The organism is Streptomyces sp. NPDC025273, from assembly GCF_040638585.1.
Classification (GTDB): domain Bacteria; phylum Actinomycetota; class Actinomycetes; order Streptomycetales; family Streptomycetaceae; genus Streptomyces; species Streptomyces cinereorectus.
Genome location: NZ_JBEZYP010000015.1, coordinates 72,384 through 91,619, shown reverse-complemented (window position 1 = coordinate 91,619; position 19,236 = coordinate 72,384). Strand labels below are relative to the sequence as shown.

At 72.9% G+C, this 19,236-nt stretch carries 14 protein-coding genes and 1 pseudogene; 9 read left to right on the top strand and 6 right to left on the bottom strand.

Annotated features, from left to right (window positions below):
• Positions 1 to 25: 25 nt before the first annotated feature.
• From AB0F38_RS23550 to AB0F38_RS23540, 3 genes are all read left to right on the top strand, one after another.
• Positions 26 to 2,161, top strand: coding sequence for a flotillin family protein (locus AB0F38_RS23550; protein ID WP_361896697.1), 2,136 nt, complete (start codon positions 26 to 28; stop codon positions 2,159 to 2,161).
• Positions 2,162 to 2,297: 136 nt separating this feature from the next.
• Positions 2,298 to 7,169 (top strand): DNA repair ATPase, encoded by a 4,872-nt coding sequence (locus tag AB0F38_RS23545; protein WP_361896694.1) that lies wholly within the window; start codon positions 2,298 to 2,300, stop codon positions 7,167 to 7,169.
• Between the two features lie 17 nt (positions 7,170 to 7,186).
• Positions 7,187 to 9,181, top strand: coding sequence for an NAD-binding protein (locus AB0F38_RS23540; RefSeq protein WP_361896691.1), 1,995 nt, complete (start codon positions 7,187 to 7,189; stop codon positions 9,179 to 9,181).
• A gap of 76 nt (positions 9,182 to 9,257) precedes the next feature.
• Here the strand turns inward: AB0F38_RS23540 and trpS are convergent, their stop codons facing one another.
• Positions 9,258 to 10,322 (bottom strand): tryptophan--tRNA ligase, encoded by a 1,065-nt coding sequence (gene trpS, locus AB0F38_RS23535; RefSeq protein ID WP_361896688.1) that lies wholly within the window; start codon positions 10,320 to 10,322, stop codon positions 9,258 to 9,260.
• A gap of 303 nt (positions 10,323 to 10,625) precedes the next feature.
• Complete coding sequence (locus tag AB0F38_RS23530; protein WP_361896685.1) at positions 10,626 to 10,754, bottom strand: DUF6126 family protein; 129 nt, start codon at positions 10,752 to 10,754, stop codon at positions 10,626 to 10,628.
• Between the two features lie 180 nt (positions 10,755 to 10,934).
• Here AB0F38_RS23530 and AB0F38_RS23525 point away from each other — a divergent pair, with 180 nt between their 5' ends.
• The 3 genes from AB0F38_RS23525 to AB0F38_RS23515 all read left to right on the top strand — a co-directional run bounded on the left by AB0F38_RS23525 (position 10,935) and on the right by AB0F38_RS23515 (position 13,226).
• The gene (locus AB0F38_RS23525) at positions 10,935 to 12,029 is read left to right on the top strand and encodes an LLM class flavin-dependent oxidoreductase (protein WP_361896682.1); all 1,095 of its coding nucleotides are present in this window, start codon (positions 10,935 to 10,937) and stop codon (positions 12,027 to 12,029) included.
• 5 nt (positions 12,030 to 12,034) lie between these two features.
• Entirely contained in the window at positions 12,035 to 12,694 is a 660-nt protein-coding gene (locus AB0F38_RS23520) for an FMN reductase (RefSeq protein WP_361896680.1), read from the top strand.
• Positions 12,695 to 12,803: 109 nt separating this feature from the next.
• Positions 12,804 to 13,226 (top strand): universal stress protein, encoded by a 423-nt coding sequence (locus AB0F38_RS23515; RefSeq protein ID WP_361896887.1) that lies wholly within the window; start codon positions 12,804 to 12,806, stop codon positions 13,224 to 13,226.
• Between the two features lie 146 nt (positions 13,227 to 13,372).
• Here the strand turns inward: AB0F38_RS23515 and AB0F38_RS23510 are convergent.
• Both AB0F38_RS23510 and AB0F38_RS23505 read right to left on the bottom strand, forming a co-directional pair.
• Positions 13,373 to 13,509 (bottom strand): annotated as a pseudogene (locus AB0F38_RS23510) (daunorubicin/doxorubicin resistance ABC transporter ATP-binding protein DrrA); the annotation flags it as partial.
• Between the two features lie 11 nt (positions 13,510 to 13,520).
• On the bottom strand, positions 13,521 to 13,931 hold the full coding sequence (locus AB0F38_RS23505; protein WP_361896677.1) for a hypothetical protein: 411 nt from the start codon (positions 13,929 to 13,931) through the stop codon (positions 13,521 to 13,523).
• Between the two features lie 128 nt (positions 13,932 to 14,059).
• Between AB0F38_RS23505 and AB0F38_RS23500 the strand changes: the two genes are divergently transcribed.
• The 3 genes from AB0F38_RS23500 to AB0F38_RS23490 all read left to right on the top strand — a co-directional run bounded on the left by AB0F38_RS23500 (position 14,060) and on the right by AB0F38_RS23490 (position 16,376).
• On the top strand, positions 14,060 to 14,926 hold the full coding sequence (locus tag AB0F38_RS23500) for a hypothetical protein (protein WP_361896674.1): 867 nt from the start codon (positions 14,060 to 14,062) through the stop codon (positions 14,924 to 14,926).
• A gap of 208 nt (positions 14,927 to 15,134) precedes the next feature.
• Positions 15,135 to 16,076, top strand: coding sequence for an NADP-dependent oxidoreductase (locus tag AB0F38_RS23495; protein WP_361896671.1), 942 nt, complete (start codon positions 15,135 to 15,137; stop codon positions 16,074 to 16,076).
• Positions 16,077 to 16,130: 54 nt separating this feature from the next.
• A complete protein-coding gene (locus AB0F38_RS23490; protein ID WP_361896669.1) occupies positions 16,131 to 16,376 on the top strand; it encodes a DUF2630 family protein in 246 nt (81 codons plus the stop codon).
• A 24-nt stretch (positions 16,377 to 16,400) separates the two neighbouring features.
• Here the strand turns inward: AB0F38_RS23490 and AB0F38_RS23485 are convergent, their stop codons facing one another.
• Together AB0F38_RS23485 and AB0F38_RS23480 are read right to left on the bottom strand one after the other, a co-directional pair.
• Positions 16,401 to 16,805: an RNA-binding S4 domain-containing protein gene (locus AB0F38_RS23485; protein ID WP_361896666.1), complete on the bottom strand. Its 405-nt coding sequence runs from the start codon at positions 16,803 to 16,805 to the stop codon at positions 16,401 to 16,403.
• 161 nt (positions 16,806 to 16,966) lie between these two features.
• On the bottom strand, positions 16,967 to 19,027 hold the full coding sequence (locus AB0F38_RS23480; protein ID WP_361896663.1) for a PhoX family phosphatase: 2,061 nt from the start codon (positions 19,025 to 19,027) through the stop codon (positions 16,967 to 16,969).
• Positions 19,028 to 19,236: the final 209 nt, after the last annotated feature.

The following is a 19,236-nucleotide window of genomic DNA, read 5'->3' as shown; positions in this document are numbered from 1 at the left end:
TTCTCACCAGCCGCCAAGGACTGACATGGATGCCATCTCCCTGGGCATCGGCGTGATCGTCGCCGTTGTCCTGCTCATCACCGTTGCTCTGCTCCTCGTCGTCACCCGCCTGTTCCGCAAGGTCGAGCAGGGCAAGGCGCTGATCATCTCCAAGACCAAGAAGGTCGACGTCACCTTCACCGGTGCGGTCGTCCTGCCGGTGCTGCACAAGGCCGAGACCATGGACATCTCGGTGAAGACCATCGAGATCCGCCGTACCGGCCGCGAAGGGCTGATCTGCCAGGACAACATCCGCGCCGACATCCACATCACCTTCTTCGTCCGGGTCAACAAGACCGTGGAGGACGTCATCAAGGTGGCGCAGGCCATCGGTACGGAGCGGGCGAGCGACAAGGTCGCCATCCAGGACTTCTTCGCCGCGAAGTTCTCGGAGGCGCTCAAGACCGTCGGCAAGCAGCTCGACTTCGTCGACCTGTACACCAAGCGCGAGGAGTTCCGGGACCGGATCATCCGGGTCATCGGGACCGACCTGAACGGCTACCACCTCGACGACGCCGCGATCGACTTCCTCGAGCAGACGCCGATGGCGCAGCTCGACGGCGCCAACATCCTGGACGCGCAGGGCATCCGGAAGATCACCGAACTGACGGCGATCGAGCACGTGCGGACCAACGAGTTCCAGCGCACGGAGCAGAAGGAGATCACCCGGCAGGACGTCGACGCCCGCGAGACCATCCTGGAGCTGGAGCGCCGGCAGGCCGAGGCCGAGATCAAGCAGCGCCGCGAGGTCGAGACGCTGCGGGCCCGCGAGGAGGCGGCCACCGCCCGGGTGCAGGAGGAGGAGCGGCTCGGTTCGCAGAGCGCGTTCATCCGTACCGAGGAGCAGCTCGGCATCCAGCGGGAGAACCAGGCCCGTGAGGTCGCGGTCGCGCAGAAGAACCGCGAGCGGGTCATAGCCGTGGAGAACGAGCGCATCGAGAAGGACCGGCTGCTGGAGGTCATCGGGCGCGAGCGTGAGACCGAGCTGAACAGGATCGCCGCGACGAAGGAGGTCGAGGCCGAGCGCCGCGAGGTCGCGGACGTGATCCGGGAGCGGATCGCGGTGGACCGCACGGTCGCCGAGCAGGAGGAGTCGATCCTGACGCTGCGGGCCGTCGAGGAGTCGGAGCGCACCCGCAGGTCGGTCATCATCGCGGCCGAGGCGGAAGCGCAGGAGAAGCTGGTCAAGGACATCAAGGCGGCCGAGGCCGCGGAGGCGGCGGCGACGCACCTGGCGGCCGAGCAGCTGACGCTCGCGGAGGCCCGGCTGAAGACCGCCGACCTCGACGCACAGGCGAAGCTGCGGCTCGCGGAAGGCATCCAGGCCGAGACCGCCGCCGCGGGGCTGGCGGACGTCCAGGTCCGGGAGGCGGAGGCCGACGTCACGGAGAAGGCCGGACTCGCTGAGGGCCGGGCGACGGAGGCGCGGCTCAGGGCGGAGGCGGAGGGCTCGCGGCTCAAGGCGCTGGCGGTCGCGGAGGGCACACGGGCCCAGGCGACGGCGGACGCGGCGGTGATCGGCGAGAAGCTGAAGGCCGAGGCGGAGGGACTCACGCAGAAGGCCGCGGCGATGGCCGCGCTGGACGACGCGTCGCGCGGGCACGAGGAGTACCGGCTGCGGCTGGCCGCGGAGAAGGAGATCCGGCTGGCCGAGTTCGATGTGCGGCGGCAGGTCGCCCAGGCTCAGGCCACGGTGCTGGCGACGGGGCTGGAGAACGCGGACATCGACATCGTCGGCGGCGACTCGGTCTTCCTCGACCGGATCGTGTCGTCGATCTCGCTCGGTCGCGGCATGGACGGGTTCGTGGACCACTCGAAGACCGCGCAGGCGCTGGCGGGTCCCTGGCTGGACGGCAGCGCGTCGTTCACGGACGACCTGACCCGGGTGCTGGGGTCAGTCTCCACGGGGGACGTGCAGAACCTGACGGTGTCGGCGCTGCTGATGCGGCTGATGCGGGGGACTTCGGGCGCGGCCTCGGGGCAGGTACGGCAGTTGCTGGCCGCGGCGGAGGAGCTGGGGCTGGCGGGGATGACGGTGTCCTCGTTGACCGGGACGGGTGCGGGAGCGGGTGCCGGGGCCGGGGATTCTCCGGCGGCCCGGAACGGGGCGGCTGCGAGGTAGCCGGGGGCGCTGTGTCCCCGGACGCCGGGCGGGCCGCAGCCGGCCGGGCATCCCGTCCCCGGTGTAGGGGCCGGCCTTGCGGGCCCGGGCCGGGGGCGGTGGGTCGGACGTAGACATCTCGTAGGGAGCCGTACGCATGGACCGCGACACCACACTCACCGATGCCGGTGCCTACGAGGTGCTCCGGCGCCGGCTCGGCGCGCAGGCCGCCGAGCTGGTCCGGCGGGCCGAGGCGCTCAATGTGCGGCGGACCGAGGAGTTCGGGTCGACCGGGCTGCGGCTGCTCGCCACCGAGCGGGTGACCACGGAGCGGGAGTCCACCGCCCGGGATCTCGTCGCCGTGGGCGGGCAGCTGCTGTTCGGCTTCGAGCGCGGGCCCGGGGCGGGCGGGGAGACGGCCGTGGGTGACGTACTCGTCCTGCGGGGGGCCGGGCTGGAGGAGGCGGGTGCCGGGCTGCTCGGCGACGAGGCGTTCGTCAGGGAGTTCGCCGGGCTGCACCGCTACTACCGCAGCGCCCGCCTGCTCCGGCTGCGGCGCGTCAACGGCCGGCTGCTCGCCGTCTTCCGTACCGGCGAGACCGCCGGGGACGTCCGCGTGCTGCGCTGGGCGCTCGGCCCGGACGGTGCGCCCGGGGCGTTCCTGGACGCCCGGGGGGACCGGGACCACGTGTTCCCGCCGTCCCACGACGTCGACTGGACCCCGGCCGGCCGGGACGCGCATGTTCCGGGGCGGCACCCGCACATCGCAATCCTCGGCACGGTCTTCGTCGACACGCTGCACGGCAGCCTCACGGTCAAGACCGTCGACGACACCGAGTCTCCCGACGGGATCCACGAGGAGCCCGTCGACGAGCCGCTCCAGTCGCTCGCGGACGCCGACGTCGAGTACGCCGAGGCCGGACCGCTGATCCTGCTGCGGGTGCGCCCGTACAAGGAGGAGCACTGGCGCTACCTGGTCTTCAACACGCTGCTCTCCACCGTCCGGCGGCTCGACGCGATCGGGCCGTCCTGCCACCGGCTGCCCGAGGACCAGGGCATCATCTTCCCCGGCGGCTACTACCTCACCACCGGCTCCGCCAGGACCTTCGAGACGGCCGAGGAGCTCACCGACCCGGTCTTCGAGGGCGCGGTCCACTCGCCCAACGGCGAGGACGTGCTGTACGTCTTCCGGTCCCGGGACGAGAGCCGCACCCTGCTCCTGCCCTACAACCTGATCCGGCAGGAGGTCGCCACCCCGCTGCTCGGCCGCGGCCACGCCCTCCTCGACGACGGCACGCTGATCCTGCTCAGGGGCGGCGGCGGGAGTGACGACGGGCCCGGGCGCGTCCACCCCCTGCAGCGCTGGCAGACCCCGTACGTCTCCGACACCTACGCGGCCTCCCGCCCCGCCGGCACGGGCCCGCTCGCCCGGACCGGGAACGCCGACCTGGTGCGCGGGATCTCCGACTGCCTCGCCCTGGCGCACGGCGTACGGGACATGACCCCGACCACCGCCGTGTACCGGCAGCTCGTCGCCGACTGCGCCAGGGCCGGCGACCGCTACCACTGGCTCGCCGACCCGGACCTGGGCGCGCTCGCCGAGCCGCTGGAGGAGCTGAGGGCCACCGCCCACCAGGTCCTGGCCGAGTTCGGGACGGTGCAGGAGCTGACCCGGCAGGCCGCCGACGCCCTCGCGGAGACGGCCGCCCGGCTCACCGCACTCGTCCGCCGCATCCACGGCGAGGCGCCGCGGACGGCCGCCGCCTGGGTGACCCAGCTCACCGAACTGCGCCGCGCCCACGGCCACTTGGCGACGCTCGCCGAGATGCGGTACGCGGACACCGGCCGCATCGCCGAGCTCTCCGCCGAGACCGAGCACGACCTCGCCTCCGCCGCCCGGCGGGCCGTGGCGTTCCTCGCCGGGCAGGACGCGTTCACCGGCTACCACGAGGACCTCGCACAGCTCACGGAAGCCGCGGGCGCGGCGGCCGGCGTCGCCGACACCCGTGCCGTCGCGGACCGGCTGACCGGGATCACCGAGGGCCTCGGCACCGTGACGGACGTCGTCGCCGGGCTCGACATCGGCGACGCGGGCGTCCGCACGTCGATCCTGGAGCGGATCGCCGAGGTGCTGGGCGGCGCCAACCGTGCCCGCGCCACGCTGGACGCCCGCCGCGCGGAGCTGCTGTCCCGCGAGGGACGGGCCGAGTTCGCCGCCGAGTTCGCGCTGCTCGGGCAGACCGTCACGGGGGCGCTGGCCGCCGGGGACTCCCCCGACGCCTGCGACGAGCAACTGGCGCGGGTGCTGCTCCAGTTGGAGAACCTGGAGTCCCGGTTCGCTGAGTCCGACGACTTCCTGGGCCGGCTGGCCGAGCGCCGTGCGGAGGTGTACGAGGCGTTCTCTTCCCGCAGGCAGACGCTGCAGGATGCCCGCGCCCGTCGGGCCGAGCGGCTCGCGGACTCGGCGAACCGGGTCCTGGAGACGGTCACCCGGCGTCTGGCCTCGCTGGAGGACCTGGACGCGGTCCACACGTACTTCGCCTCCGACCCCATGGTCGGCAAGGTCCGCCGCACCGCCGAGGAGCTGCGCGGGCTCGGCGACCCGGTGCGCGCCGAGGAGCTCGACGGGCGGCTGAAGGCGGCCCGGCAGGAGGCGGGGCGGGCACTGCGCGACCGCGGCGAGCTGTACGCGGACGGCGGGTCGGTGATCCGGCTCGGCCGGCACCGGTTCGCGGTGAACACCCAGCCGTTCGATCTGACCCTGGTCCCGTCCGGCGACGGACTCGCCTTCGCGCTGACCGGCACGGACTACCGGGCCCCGGTCACCGACCCGCGCTTCGCGGCGACCCGCCCGTACTGGGACCAGCTGCTGCCCTCGGAGTCCGCGGCCGTCTACCGGTCCGAGCACCTGGCCGCCCGCCTCCTGGAGGAGCACGGCGCGGATGCCCTGGGCGCCGCCCCGGACCTCGCCGCGCTCGTGCGGGAGACGGCAGCGGCGGCGTACGACGAGGGCTATCAGCGCGGCGTGCACGACGAGGACGCGACCGCGATCCTGACCGCCCTGCTGCGGCTGCACCCGGGCGCGGGGCTGCTGCGCTTCCCGCCCGCCGTGCGCGCGGCGGCGCAGCTCTTCTGGACGTACGGGGCGGACGACGCCCGGCGCGCGTCCTGGGCCCGGCGGGCGGTGTCGCTGGCGCGCGCCCGTGACACGTTCGGGCTCACCCCGGCCGTCGCCGCGCTCCAGGAGGAGTGGGCCGCGGCCATGGGGTCCGGGGCCGCGGTCGCCGCGTACCTCTTCGAGGAGCTGACCCGCGGGCCTGCCGGGTTCGTCACGAGCACGGCCACCCGTACGTTCCTGGACGCGTTCCGCCGGGCCACGGGCACGGCGGCGTACGACGAGGACCTGGCTGCCCTGGCCGACGACCTGCCGGCCCGGCGCCAGCTGGTCGAGGGCTGGCTCACCTCCTACGCCGCCGCGAGCGGCTCGGCGGTGGACGACGGGGACCTCGCGGAGGCCGTCGCCGTGGAGCTGTGCCCGGAGCTGGGGCGGTACGAGTGCGACGCCCCGCTCACCGCGACGGTCGAGGGCCTCCTCGGCGACCACCCGCGCGTCGACGGCGGGAGACTGGCGGTGCGGCTGGACGAGCTCCTCGCCCGTACAGCCCAGTTCCGCACCGTCACCGTCCCCGGATTCCGCGCGTACCAGCGGCTGCGCACCACCCTGGTCGCCGCGGAACGCACCCGGCTGCGCCTGGACGACCACCGGCCGCGGGTCATGCCGGCGTTCGTCCGCAACCGGTTGCTCGACGAGGTGTACCTGCCCCTCATCGGCGACAGCCTCGCCAAGCAGCTGGGCACCGCCGACGCGGACCGTCGCACCGACTCGCAGGGGCTGCTGCTCCTCGTGTCGCCGCCCGGCTACGGCAAGACGACACTCATGGAGTACGTCGCCGACCGGCTCGGCATGGTCCTCGTCAAGGTCAGCGGGCCGAACCTCGGCCACGACGTCACGTCCCTGGACCCGGCACAGGCCCGCAGCGCCACCGCACGCCGGGAGATCGAGAAGATCAACTTCGCTCTGGAGTCGGGCAACAACACCCTGCTCCACCTCGACGACATCCAGCACACCTCCCCCGAGCTGCTCCAGAAGTTCATTCCGCTCTGCGATGCCACCCGCCGGGTCGACGGGGTGCGTGACGGTGAGCCGCGCGGCTACGACCTGCGGGGGAAGCGGTTCGCCGTGGTCATGGCGGGCAACCCCTACACCGAGTCCGGGGAGCGCTTCCGGATCCCGGACATGCTCGCCAACCGGGCCGACGTGTGGAACCTCGGCGAGGTCCTGAGCGGCCGGGAGGACGTCTTCGCGCTGAGCTTCGTCGAGAACGCCCTGACCGCCAACCCGGTCCTCGCCCCGCTGGCCGCCCGCTCCCGTGAGGACCTCGCCCTCCTCGTACGCCTGGCCTCCGGCACCGGCACCGGCGCGGACCGCCTCGAACACCCGTACACGCCCGCCGAACTGGAGCGGATCGTCTCCGTCCTGCGCCATCTGCTCACCGCCCGGGACACCGTCCTCGCGGTGAACGCGGCGTACATCGCGTCGGCGGCGCGGACCGACGCGACGCGCACCGAGCCGCCGTTCCGGCTGCAGGGCTCGTACCGCAACATGAACAAGATCGCCGAGCGGATCGTGCCCGTCATGAACGACGCCGAGCTGGCCGCCGTCATCGACGACCACTACGCGGGCGAGGCGCAGACCCTGACCACGGGCGCCGAGGCGAATCTGCTGAAGCTCGCCGCACTGCGCGGCACCCTCACCCCGGTACAGGCCGACCGCTGGGCCGCGGTCACCGCCTCGTACGTCCGCACCCAGGCGCTCGGCGGCCCGGACGGCGACCCCATGACGCGGGCGGTCGCCGCACTGGGGCTGCTCGCGGACCGCATCGGCGCGGTGGAGGCGGCCATCGGGCGGGCGGCCGGCCCACGGCACTGCCCGGCCGGCCTCACGGGCCGTCAGGGCCGCGGCGACTGACACAGACAGGACAAGGCATGCTGGGTTTCGTGCCCCCACTCCCGCAACAGGCTCAACACCCCACCGTCAGTGGCCACATGGTGGTCTGCGGCGACGACACCCTGGCCCGGCGCCTCGCCGTGGAGCTGCGCTACGTGTACGGGGAGCGGGTCACCCTCCTCCTCCCGCCGGGCCGCGACACCACCCGGCCCGACCTGCCGCTGACCCAACGGGCCCGTGCGGCAGCCCTGTTCGGCCGGATGTCGGCGGCGATGAACCGCAACGGGGCGGCGGGGAGCGCCGACGACACCAACGCAGGGGTCGAGGCGGTACGCATCATGGAGGCCCCCGAGCCCTCCGACGAGGTGCTGGAGGAAGCGGGCGTCGACCGGGCCGCCGCCCTCGCCCTCGTCTACGAGGACGACGAGCGCAACATCCGGGCCGCGCTGACCGCCCGGCGTCTCAACCCGCGTCTGCGGCTGGTCATCCGGCTCTACAACCGCAAGCTCGGCCAGCACCTGGAGACCCTGCTCGACCAGGCCGCCGCCGTGGCCATGCCCGGTCTCGACCCGGCCGCCCTGGACACCTCCACGACCGTCCTGTCCGACGCCGACACCGCCGCCCCGGCCCTCGCCGCCACCGCGGTGACCGGAAGCAGCAAGGTCATCCAGGCCGAGGGCCTGCTCCTGCGCGCCGCCGAACGCACCCCGCCCCGGCAGGGCGAGCTCGCCGACCCCGGCCTGTGCACCCTGGCCCTGCTCTCCTCCACCACCCACGACCCGGCGGGCACCGAGGGCTCCGACAGCAGCGGCGCCGAGGGACCCCAGCTCCTGCCCGACCGGGCCACGGTGGCCGCGGCGACCGGCCGGGGCACGGTGGTGCTGGAAGCCATCCGCCAGGCGGGGCCGGACCGCGCCCCGGCGCGGATGGGCGGCAGGGGCGCTCCGCTGGGCCACATCTTCTCGCGCAGGCTGCGCTGGTCGGCGGCGGGCGTCGCGGCGGCCGTCGTGGCCCTGGCGGTCGCCTCGGTCGTGACCACGGGCGACAGCCCGCTCCACGCCGCCTACCTCACGCTGCTCGACCTGCTCGCGATGGGCGACCCCGCGGAGGACACGGCACCGGCCTCCCGCCGGATCATCCAGCTCCTGTCCGGGACGGCCGGGCTCCTGCTCCTGCCCCTGCTGGTCGCCGCCGTCCTGGAGGCGTTCGGCGCGCTGCGCACCGCGTCGGGGCTGCGCCGCCCGCCCCGGGGCCTGTCCGGCCACGTGGTGCTCCTGGGCCTCGGCAAGATCGGCACGAGGGTGCTCGTGCGGCTGCGCGAGATGAACATCCCCGTGGTCGTCGTCGAGGAGGACCCGGAGGCGCGCGGCATCCCGCTGGCGCGCAGCCTGCACGTGCCGACGGTCATCGGGGACGTCACCCAGGAAGGCGTCCTGGAAGCCGCCAAGATCCACCGGGCCCACGCCCTGCTCGCCCTGACCAGCATCGACACGACGAACCTCGAAGCAGCCCTGTACGCCCGCTCGGTGAAGCCTGACCTGCGGGTGGCACTGCGCCTGTACGACGACGAGTTCGCGACCGCCGTCTACCGCACCCTGCGCACGGCCCACCCGCAGGCGCTGACCCGCTCCCGGTCGGTGTCCCATCTGGCCGCCCCCTCGTTCGCGGTCGCCATGATGGGACGCCAGATCCTCGGCGCGGTCCCCGTCGAGCGCAAGGTGATGCTGTTCGCCGCCCTGGAGGTGGGAGGCCACCCGCAGCTGGAGGGCCGCACCGTCGAGCAGGCGTTCCGCCCGGGCTCCTGGCGGGTCCTGGCCCTGGACGCCACGCCGCCGGCCGACCGCCACCCGGACCTGGCCGCCGCCTGGCCGTACGACCCCTCCGGCCCCGGCGCGGCGGACCGGCCGTCCGGGCTGGTCTGGGACCTGCATCCGGGCTACGTGCTGCGGCGGGAGGACCGGGTCGTGATCGCCGCGACCCGGCGGGGCCTGGCGGAGCTGCTGCGCCGGCAGCGGGCGGCGGCCCGCCGCTAGGGGCCGCCCGCCCTGCCACGACGGGCAGCCGCACCGCGGGGTCCCGCCGCACGGCCGGACCCCGGGGACGGGCAGGTCAGCGGAGCATGCCCATCGCCCGCCGCACCTCGTCCAGCGTCTCCTCGGCGATGGCGTTCGCCCGCTCGTTCCCGGCACGCAGGACGTCCCGGACGTACCCCATGTCCTGCGCGTACGCGGCACGCCTGGCGCGGATCGGGGCCATCGTCGCGTTGACCGCGTCCGTCACCGTCCGCTTCAGGACGGCGGCGCCGCCGCTCCCGATGTCCGCGGCGACGGCATGCGGGTCCCGGCCGAGACAGAGCGCGGCCAGCAGCACCAGGCCGGACACTCCGGGCCTGGTCCCGGGGTCGTAGGTGATGTGCCGGTCGGCGTCGGTGGTGGCGCCCTTGATCAGCCGGGCGGTCTCGTCCTCGCTCGCACCGAGCGTGACGGAGTTGTTCCGGCTCTTGCTCATCTTGGTGCCGTCGGTGCCGAGCAGCAGGGGGGTGGCGGAGAGCAGGGCGTCGGGTTCCGGGAAGACCGCGCCGTACCGCTCGTTGAAGCGCCGGGCGACGGTGCGGGTGACCTCCAGGTGGGGCAGCTGGTCCTGCCCGACGGGCACGAGGTTTCCCTTGCAGAAGAGGATGTCGGCGGCCTGGTGCACCGGGTAGGTGTACATGAGCCCGCTGACGGCTGACTGCCGGGAGTGCGTGATCTCGTCCTTGACGGTGGGGTTGCGGCCGAGCTCGGCTACGGAGACGAGGGAGAGGAACGGCAGCAGGAGCTGGTTGAGGGCCGGTACGGCGCTGTGGTTGAACACCGTCGTACGGGCGGGGTCGATCCCGACGGCCAGATAGTCCAGCAGCAGCCCCTCCACATGTGCGGTGAGGCGCTCGGCGACGTCCCGGTCGGTGAGGACCTGGTAGTCGGCGATGAGGACGAAGACGTCCACACCGAGGTCCTGGAGGCGCACCCGGTTGTGGAGGGTGCCGAAGTAGTGGCCGAGGTGGAGGGCCCCGGTGGGCCGGTCACCGGTGAGGACACGGAAACGGGCGGGGTCCTGGGCCAGTTGCCGCTCCAGCTCGGCACTGCGCAGCTGGGCGGGGTGGAGGGGCAGGTCGAGGTCGGTGGTCGTGGTCACGGGGGCTCTCCTCGCGGTGGTGTGTGCGTGGAGGACGGCCCGCGCCGTGGGGCACCGGGGCAGCAGAAAGGGCCGTCCATGATCGAACGGCCCTGGTTCCGCGCAGATGAGGGAGGCCGCTCCTAGGAGGAGCGCCACCAGTTCCGGCACGGTACGGAGGTCATGGGGTGAGTGTACAGGGCACGGGTCGCCTCGCGCCGGATCGGCGGCCGAACCGCGTCCGCCGCGTGGAGCGCGCCCGGCACTCGTCCTGGAGTCATCCGGGGAGGTGCGGCGGGACGGGGCCGGGCGCGGCGGCCTGCCTCACTCTCCCCCGTGGCCGCCCACGTAGAACAGCACCATGAGGAAACCGGCGAAGAGATGCGTCGCGAAGATGTAGACGAAGACGCGCAGGGCGACGCTGCGCTCCTTCCAGCGTTCACTCTCGGCCATGCGCGCGTACCCCTTTCGCCCTGCCGCCCCGCGGCACGGCCTCCCCTCCAGAGTACGCAGCCACGGGTCCGCGCCCCGGGTGCGGGCGGGAATAGGGGGCGGGGGTCTCCCGTTGTAGGGTGTGTCCGGATAGTTCAACATTCAACAACCCTCGTTCAACACCTTCAGGAGGCGGGCGCCATGCAGTTCGGGATCTTCACCGTCGGGGACGTCACCACCGACCCCACCACCGGTACGACACCGAGCGAGAACGAGCGGATCAAGGCGACCCTCGCGATCGCGCTCAAGGCCGAGGAAGTGGGCCTGGACGTCTTCGCGACCGGCGAGCACCACAACCCGCCGTTCGTCCCGTCGTCGCCGACGACCACGCTCGGCTACCTCGCCGCCCGCACCGAGAAGCTGATCCTCTCCACGTCCACCACCCTGATCACCACCAACGACCCGGTGAAGATCGCCGAGGACTACGCCACGCTCCAGCACCTCGCGGACGGCCGTGTCGACCTGATGACGGGCCGCGGCAACACCGGGCCCGTCTACCCGTGGTTCGGCAAGGACATCCGTGAGGGCATCCCGCTCGCGGTCGAGAACTACGCCCTGCTGCACAAGCTGTGGCGCGAGGACGTCGTGGACTGGGAGGGGAAGTTCCGCACACCGCTGCAGTCCTTCACCGCGACCCCGCGCCCGCTGGACGGCATCCCGCCGTTCGTCTGGCACGGCTCGATCCGCTCCCCGGAGATCGCCGAGCAGGCCGCCTACTACGGCGACGGCTTCTTCCACAACAACATCTTCTGGCCCATGGAGCACACCCGGAAGATGGTCGGCCTCTACCGCCGCCGTTACGCCCATTACGGGCACGGCACGGCCGAGCAGGCCATCGTCGGCCTCGGCGGCCAGGTGTTCATGCGGAAGAACTCGCAGGACGCGGTGCGGGAGTTCCGCCCCTACTTCGACAACGCCCCGGTCTACGGGCACGGCCCCTCCCTGGAGGACTTCACCCAGCAGACACCGCTGACCGTCGGCTCCCCGCAGGAGGTCATCGAGCGGACCCTGTCCTTCCGGGACGCCGTCGGCGACTACCAGCGCCAGCTGTTCCTGATGGACCACGCGGGACTGCCGCTCAAGACGGTCCTGGAGCAGCTCGACATCCTCGGCGAGGAGGTCGTCCCCGTGCTGCGCAAGGAATTCGCCGCCCTGCGCCCGGCCGGTGTGCCGGACGCCCCCGTCCACCCCGCGGTCACCGCCGCCCGTACCGCCGCCGCCTCGAAGGAGGTCTGAGTAACGTGTTCCCCACCACCCCCCTGAAGATCGTGGCCGTCGCGGCCGGGCTCAGCAGCCCCTCGTCCACCCGGCTGCTGGCCGACCGGCTCGCCGAGGCCGCCCGCGAGCGGCTGACCGCCGTCCAGGACCGCAGGGTCGAGGTACAGGTCGTCGAGCTGCGCGGCCTGGCCGTGGACATCGCGAACCACCTGGTCACCGGGTTCCCGCCGGCCGGTCTGAAGGAAGCGATCGACACCGTGACCGGGGCGGACGGGCTGATCGCCGTGTCGCCCGTGTTCACGGCCTCGTACAGCGGACTGTTCAAGTCGTTCTTCGACCTGGTCGACCACACCGCCCTGACCGGCAAGCCCGTCGTCATCGCGGCGACCGGCGGCACACCCCGGCACTCGCTGGTCCTGGAGCACGCCATGCGCCCGCTCTTCGCCTACCTGCGGGCCGTCGTACTGCCGACGTCCGTGTACGCCGCCTCGGAGGACTGGGGCTCGTCCGGCGACGAGTACACCGAGGGGCTGCCGTCCCGGATCCGGCGCGCGGGCGGCGAGCTCGCCTCCGCCGTCACCGGGCGGACCGTCTCCGGGGCGTCCCGGGCGCTCACGCTCGACGACGGCGAGGACGCGCTCGTGCCGTTCGCCCAGCAACTCGCCGACCTGCGGGTGAACTGAGCCGAGGCACGGGCCCCCCGGATCCACGTGTGCCCGCCTTGACTAGAGTCGTCACGGATAGACGGATCGTGAGACGCAGGCCGTGCGTGACGAACAGACGGAGGCAGACATGGGCAGGATCGTCGTAGGCGTGGACGGCTCGGACGCGTCGATCAAGGCGTTGCGCTGGGCCGTGCGCCAGGCCGAACTCACCGGTGACACGGTCGAGGCGGTCAACAGCTGGGAGTACCCCGCGACCAGTTGGGCGTCCATGATGCCGGGCATGCCGGAGGACTTCGATCCGCAGTCCGTGGCGACCGTCGCGCTCAACGAGGCGCTGGAGGAGGCCCTCGGCGCCCAGGGCGCGGCGGCGGTGGAGAAGATCGTGGTGATCGGCAATCCGGCGCAGACCCTGCTGGAGCGGGCGAAGGGCGCGAACCTGCTGGTCGTCGGCGCCCGCGGATACAGCGGCTTCAAGGCGACCCTGCTCGGCTCGGTCAGCCTGCACGTCACCCAGCACGCCTCCTGCCCGGTCACCGTCGTCCACGACTGACAGTGAGGATGTGACGTGGTGACGCTGCGGGCGGGCCACCCTCTGCGGTGGCCCGCCCGTTTCCGTCTCCCCGTCGTCACCGGCGTCGCGCCCCACGGTCACTTCCGTTTGTAGAGCCGCATGGTCACCGCACCGACACAGCGTCGGCTCTTCCCGGCGCCGCTGGGTCCGAGGACCCCGTAGACGTGCCGGCCGGGACGGCGGGATCGACGCCGTCCACCGCGTGGTCGTCGCCGAAGACCTTCACCAGCTGCGTGGTCTCGACGGCCAGTCCGGTGTTCATGGGCGCCGCGCTCAGTCCTCGTGCGTGTAGAAGAGATAGAACGCCGAGAGGAACACCCCCGCTCCGACCACCAGGCCCAGCACGGCCGACGACAGCACGCTGTTGTCGTTCAGGCTGTACAGGAAGCCGATCGCGATCCCGGCCAGCGCGCCGTACGCCGCCGCCCTGAGTTCGCGCGGCAGGGCCCGCTGCGTCCGGCCCAGCAGGAAGCAGAGCACGGCGAAGGCCACCCCGGAGACGACGCCGAGCCAGATCTGCCCGGCGGTGGTCGCACCGCCGTCCCGCCGGATGAAGAAGGCCCAGAATCCGAGGATCACGCCCAGGGTGAGGGGCAGCGCCCACGCGGTCGCGCCGTGTCCGCGCCGTGCCGGCGTGCGGGTACGGCTGTGCCGGCGCACCGGCATCGTCGGGTGTGTGGCCATCGGACAGCTCCTTACCTCGCCCCCGTCCGTCGGTCCGTTCCTCCAGAGCACACCCTGCCGCGCCGCCCGGCAACTCGAATGGCGTACGGCCCGGAGCGCCCTGCCGCCGTACGGGATTGTCTGGGGCTGTGCGGACCTCTCTCTCAGCGGCTCTCCCGGCGGTACTGCTCGTGCTGCTCACCGTGCTGGTCCCGGTGAGCGCGCTCTCCGCCTGGGTCGATCTGGAGCTCGACGACGCCGACCGCTATCTCGCGGCCGTCTCACCGCTGGCCTCCGACCCCGATGTGCGCAACACCGTGGCGTCGGTGATCACCGACGAGGCGATGGAGAACATCGACGTCGGCCCGTTCCAGGAGACCGTCGCGCAGTTCGTGCACGAGGCCGCGCGGTCGTTCACGACGACCGAGACGTTCCAGCGGGCCTGGGACACCGCGAACCGGACGGCGCACGAGGCCGTGACCGCCGCACTGCACGGGGACGGCGGGCAGGCCGTGACGATCGATCTGGCGCCGGTGATCGAAGGGGTCCGACAGGAACTGATCGGCGACGGCGTTCCCTTCGCCGGCCTGATCCCGGTCCGGGACACCTCGATCACGGTGCTGACCGCCGACCGCGCGGACGAGCTGCGGACCTCGTTCCGATGGCTGCGGTCCCTCGGCATCCGGCCGGCCGTCGGCACGGTGGTGCTCCTCGTCCTGGCGCCGGCTGTCGTGCTCGTACGGGTCGGCGCGCGGGCCGCGCTGGGGGCCGCCGCCGTGGCCGGGGGCGGTTTCGTACTCGGCGCGATCGTGCTGCGCGTCCTGGTCGCGGCGGGCCGCGCCAGGGTGCTGGACCAGGTCCCGGGCAGCGACCGGGACGGGGCCGCGGCGGTGTACGACGCGCTGACCGCCTCGCTGCGGACGACGGTGTGGATCGTGCTCCTGGTGGGGGCGGTCCTGGTGATCGGCGGGGTCACGGGACGGATCCTGACGGCACGCGGGGCCACGGGGCGGTAGGCGGTCGGCCGGCGGAGGGGGATCGGCCGTCCTGGCCGGCGACGGCTTCTCCGACGGTCCGCCCGTTCCCCCGATCCGGACGGACCGGCCACCACGCGCCGTTCGTCCCGCCGGCCCCGCACGGGGCACGGGCCCGACATGCGCGGGCGGGTGGGCCGGGCGACAGTGGGATGCGTGAGAGCAGGGGGGCGACCGGGAGGCCTGCCATATGCGAGCCATCGCTGTCAGCACGTTCTGTGCGGAGCCCTGTCTCGTCGAGGTGCCGAAACCTGATCCGGCCGCGGGCGAGGTCCGGGTGAAGGTCGAGTACGCGGCCCTCAATCCGCTCGACTGGCAGATGACGGACGGCGCCCTGGACGGCGTGGCACCGCACGCCTTCCCGCTGATCGTCGGAACCGACTTCGCGGGCCGGGTGGACATGATCGGCAGCGGCGAGAACCGCTTCCGGGTCGGCGACCCCGTGTTCGGCCGGGTGACGGCACCGCCGGTGGGACGCTGCGGGGCGTACAGCGAGTACGTGTGCGTACCGCAGGACTCCCCGATCGCCCTGGTCCCGCGCGATCTGCCGCTCAGGACCGCGGCGGCGCTCCCGTCCGCCGGGACGACCGCGGCGCAGATCCTGGGGAGCACGGCGGTCCGCAGCGGCCGGAGCCTGCTGGTCATCGGTGCGGCGGGCGGGGTCGGCAGCTTCCTGACCCAGCTCGCGGCGGCCCGCTCCATCGGGGTCGTCGCGGCGGTGCGGGGCGAGGAGAAGCGGCGGATGGGGGCGCTCGGCGCCGCGGTCACCGTGGACACGACCTCCGACCCCGGCGCACTGGAAGCGGCGGTGGCGGGGCTGTACCCGGAGGGCGTCGACGCGCTCGTCGACCTGGTCTCCACCGACCCCGCCGAATTCGCCGCGCACACGGCCCTGGTGCGGGACGGCGGGGTCGCCGTCACCACCCGCGGGGTCGCCGCTCCGGCCGGTGTCGCCTGGGTCGACTTCCGGCTCGCGCCGGCCGGCGCACTGCTCGACGCCCTGGCCGCGGGGGCCGCGCGTGGGGAGCTGAGCGTGCCCATCGACACCGAGCTCCCGCTGGAGAAGGCCCCGCAGGCACTCGCCCAGAACCGTGCGGGCGGGGCGCGCGGCAAGACCGTCTTCGTCATCTGACGCGCGTCGGTCCGGCGCGCGTCGCCCGGTACGGATGGGGGCAGGAGGAGCGCCATGGGCGAGCAGGACATCTTCGAGGACATCGACGCGCTGGTCTCCGAGGAGCGCGCCCTGCGCGCCCGCTCGACCGCGGACCTGGGCCTCTGTGCCGAGGAGCGGTCACGGCTCCGGGAGGTGGAGGTCCAGCTCGACCAGTGCTGGGACCTGCTGCGGCAGCGGCGCGCGCTCAGCGAGTCCGGCGGGGACCCCTCGGCGGCGAAGGTCCGCCCCGCGCGGGAGGTGGAGGGCTACGAGGGATGAGGAGCCCTCCGTGGCGGGACCTCCTCAGGAGGGGTCCGGGCCCCGGCTCTGGAGCCGTTCCATCTCGCGCCGGTCCCGCTTGGTCGGGCGGCCCGTGCCCCGGTCGCGGACCGGCACCTGGATCGCGGCCTCACGGGGCGGCGGGGGCGGGCTGTTGTCGACGAAGCACTCCACCGCGACCGGCGGTCCGACGCGCTTCTTCACGATCTTCGAGACGACCACGATCCGGTCCCGGCCCGCGTGCCGGAGCCTTACCTCATCGCCCGTGTGCAGGGCCTGGGCCGGCTTGGCACGCTCGCCGTTGACCCGCACGTGCCCTGCCCGGCAGGCGGCAGCCGCCTGCGACCGGGTCTTGGTCAGCCGGACCGACCAGATCCACACGTCGACCCGGACGCTTCCCTGCGCCTGCGGCGCCTCACCGGAAACCATGCACCCGACTCTAGTCCGGCGAGGCGCCCTCACGGGTGCGGCTTTCGGACTCGTCCTCCGGGCCGTCGGCGGTGGACGACGCACATCGGGCCCGCACCGCGGGGGTGCGGGCCCGATGCCAGGTGTCTCTGCCCGTTCCCGGGTCCCCGGATTTTCCGGGATCAGACGCCGATGTCGCCGCCGTCCTTGCGCCACACGGCGACGACGGACGGCCGGACGATCTTGCCGGGTCCGTCCGGCCAGCTGCTCGCCGGCTTCTCGACGGACGCGCCGTCGATCTCGCCCGGGTGCTGCACGGCCACCAGGACCCGGCGGTCCTGGATCACCGGGCCGCAGGTCTCGGCACCGGACGGCACGGTCAGGAACTGCTTGAGCTCGCCCCGCCGTTCGCCCTGCGTCGCGACTCCGAACAGGCCGTCGTGCGAACCGAGCTGGGCACCGTCCGTGGAGATCCACAGGTTGCCGTGGTCGTCGAAGGCCACGTTGTCCGGGCAGGAGATGGGGCTGACGTTCTCCTTGGGGAATCCGGCGTAGTACGTCGCCGGGTCGTTCGGGTCACCCGCGACGAGGAACAGCCGCCAGGCGAAACCGTCGCCCGCCGCGTCGTCCCAGTTCTCCGCGAGCTCCAGGACCTGCCCGTGCTTGTTGGCGTTGCGGGGGTTGGCCTCGTCGGCGCCGGGCTTGCCCGCCTTGCCGCGGTCGGTGTTGTTGGTGAGGGCGACGTAGACGCGGCCGGTGCGCGGCGACGGCTCGACGTCCTCGGGGCGGTCCATCTTCGTGGCGCCGACCTTGTCGCCTGCGACGCGCGTGAAGACGTACACCTCCTCGGCGGTCATGCCGGGGACGTGCGAGGTGTTGCCCGTGGCGAGCGGGATCCAGACGCCGCTGCCGTCGAACTCGCCGTCGGAGGGGAGCTTGCCCGAACCGTCGAACTCCTCTGCCGGGGAGTCACCGGTCAGCTTGGCGACGTACAGCGTGCCCTCGTCCAGCAGCGTGAGGTTGTGCTCGCGGGCGGCCCGCGAGTTGCCCTTCTTCATCTGCTTGCTGGAGACGAACTTGTACAGGTAGTCGAACCGCTCGTCGTCGCCCATGTAGACGACCGGGCGGCCGTCGGCGGTCAGCCGGGGCTCCGCGGCCTCGTGCTTGAAGCGGCCGAGCGCGGTGCGCTTACGGGGGGTGGAATCGGGGTCGTACGGGTCGAGTTCGACGACCCAGCCGAAGCGGTGCGCCTCGTTGGGCTCCTGCGCCAGGTCGAAACGCTTGTCGAAACGCTCCCACTTGCGCTCCGTGGCGGCCGTCCCGATGCCGTAGCGCTTGTCGGTGTCGCGGGAGCCGTTGGCGAAGTACTGGTTGAAGTTCTCCTCGCCGTGCAGCGTGGTGCCCCACGGGGTCGTGCCGCCCGCGCAGTTGTTGAGGGTGCCGAGCACCTTGCGCCCGGTGGGGTCGGCGGAGGTACGGAGCAGGGGGCTGCCCGCGGCCGGGCCGGTGACCTGGAACTCGCTGGTCGCGGTGAGGCGCCGGTTCAGCGGGTGGCGGTTGACCGGGCCGAGCTTGCCGGTGCGGTTCTCCTCCTGGACGACGACCACGGAGAGTCCGTGCGCGGCCCAGGCGATCTCGACCTGCTCACGGGTCGGGCTGGCCGGATCGTAGCCACGGAACATCAGGATCTCGTCCGTGTACTCGTGGTTGGCGACCATCACCTGACGGCCGTGCTCCCCACGCAGCGGGAGCAGGGAGAGGAAGTCGTTGTTGTAGCCGAACTGACCCGCCTGCGCCTTCGCGGACTGCTTGTCCGGGTCGAAGGCGGGCGCACCGCGCAGAATCGGTTCGCCCCAGCGGATCACGACGTTCTGGCCGTACCCGTCGGGGACGGTGACCTTGTCGTCCTTGTTCGGTGCGACAGGGGTGAAACGCAGACCCCGTGCGCCCGAAGGGGTGGGCTTCGGCTTCTTGCCGGGGTGACCGGCGAGCGGTGCGGCCTCGGCCTGAGGGGCGCCGGGCCCGGTGAGAGCGGCGGTTCCGGCTGCGGCGGCGACCGTCACCACCGCGGCGGCGCGCATCATCGACCGGCGTGACAGGGCACCGGCGATGATGTCGCCGGCGTACTCGTTGTCGCTGGTGTTGGGTACCTCGTGGAAGCAGGCGTCTCCGCAGCGGTAGCGGCAGGTCAGCGCAGAGCGCCCGCCCGGGTGCGGGCTGATGAGCGGCAGCAGGTTGCGCACGTTGTCGTCCCTCCGTATGTGTGTCCTGCGTGACGGTAGGTGCGTCTTCACGCGGCACGTGGGACTGCCGGTGAACAGGGGGTGAAGTCCCGGACACCGCTGCCCTCCCGGTCCCGTCCGGGCGCCGGCGGGGGACTCGGACGGAGCTCGGTTCGAGCTCGGTTGACGCAGGGGCGGGCCGTACCACCGAACGGCCGGATCCGGCCGCT

What these genes read in the sequence shown, in the direction of transcription:
- AB0F38_RS23550 (WP_361896697.1), top strand. Translation starts at nt 26, where the DNA reads ATGGATGCCATCTCCCTGGGCATCGGCGTGATCGTCGCCGTTGTCCTG.
- AB0F38_RS23545 (WP_361896694.1), top strand. Translation starts at nt 2,298, where the DNA reads ATGGACCGCGACACCACACTCACCGATGCCGGTGCCTACGAGGTGCTC.
- AB0F38_RS23540 (WP_361896691.1), top strand. Translation starts at nt 7,187, where the DNA reads ATGCTGGGTTTCGTGCCCCCACTCCCGCAACAGGCTCAACACCCCACC.
- AB0F38_RS23530 (WP_361896685.1), bottom strand. Translation starts at nt 10,754, where the DNA reads ATGGCCGAGAGTGAACGCTGGAAGGAGCGCAGCGTCGCCCTGCGCGTC.
- AB0F38_RS23525 (WP_361896682.1), top strand. Translation starts at nt 10,935, where the DNA reads ATGCAGTTCGGGATCTTCACCGTCGGGGACGTCACCACCGACCCCACC.
- AB0F38_RS23515 (WP_361896887.1), top strand. Translation starts at nt 12,804, where the DNA reads ATGGGCAGGATCGTCGTAGGCGTGGACGGCTCGGACGCGTCGATCAAG.
- AB0F38_RS23505 (WP_361896677.1), bottom strand. Translation starts at nt 13,931, where the DNA reads ATGGCCACACACCCGACGATGCCGGTGCGCCGGCACAGCCGTACCCGC.
- AB0F38_RS23495 (WP_361896671.1), top strand. Translation starts at nt 15,135, where the DNA reads ATGCGAGCCATCGCTGTCAGCACGTTCTGTGCGGAGCCCTGTCTCGTC.
- AB0F38_RS23490 (WP_361896669.1), top strand. Translation starts at nt 16,131, where the DNA reads ATGGGCGAGCAGGACATCTTCGAGGACATCGACGCGCTGGTCTCCGAG.
- AB0F38_RS23485 (WP_361896666.1), bottom strand. Translation starts at nt 16,805, where the DNA reads ATGGTTTCCGGTGAGGCGCCGCAGGCGCAGGGAAGCGTCCGGGTCGAC.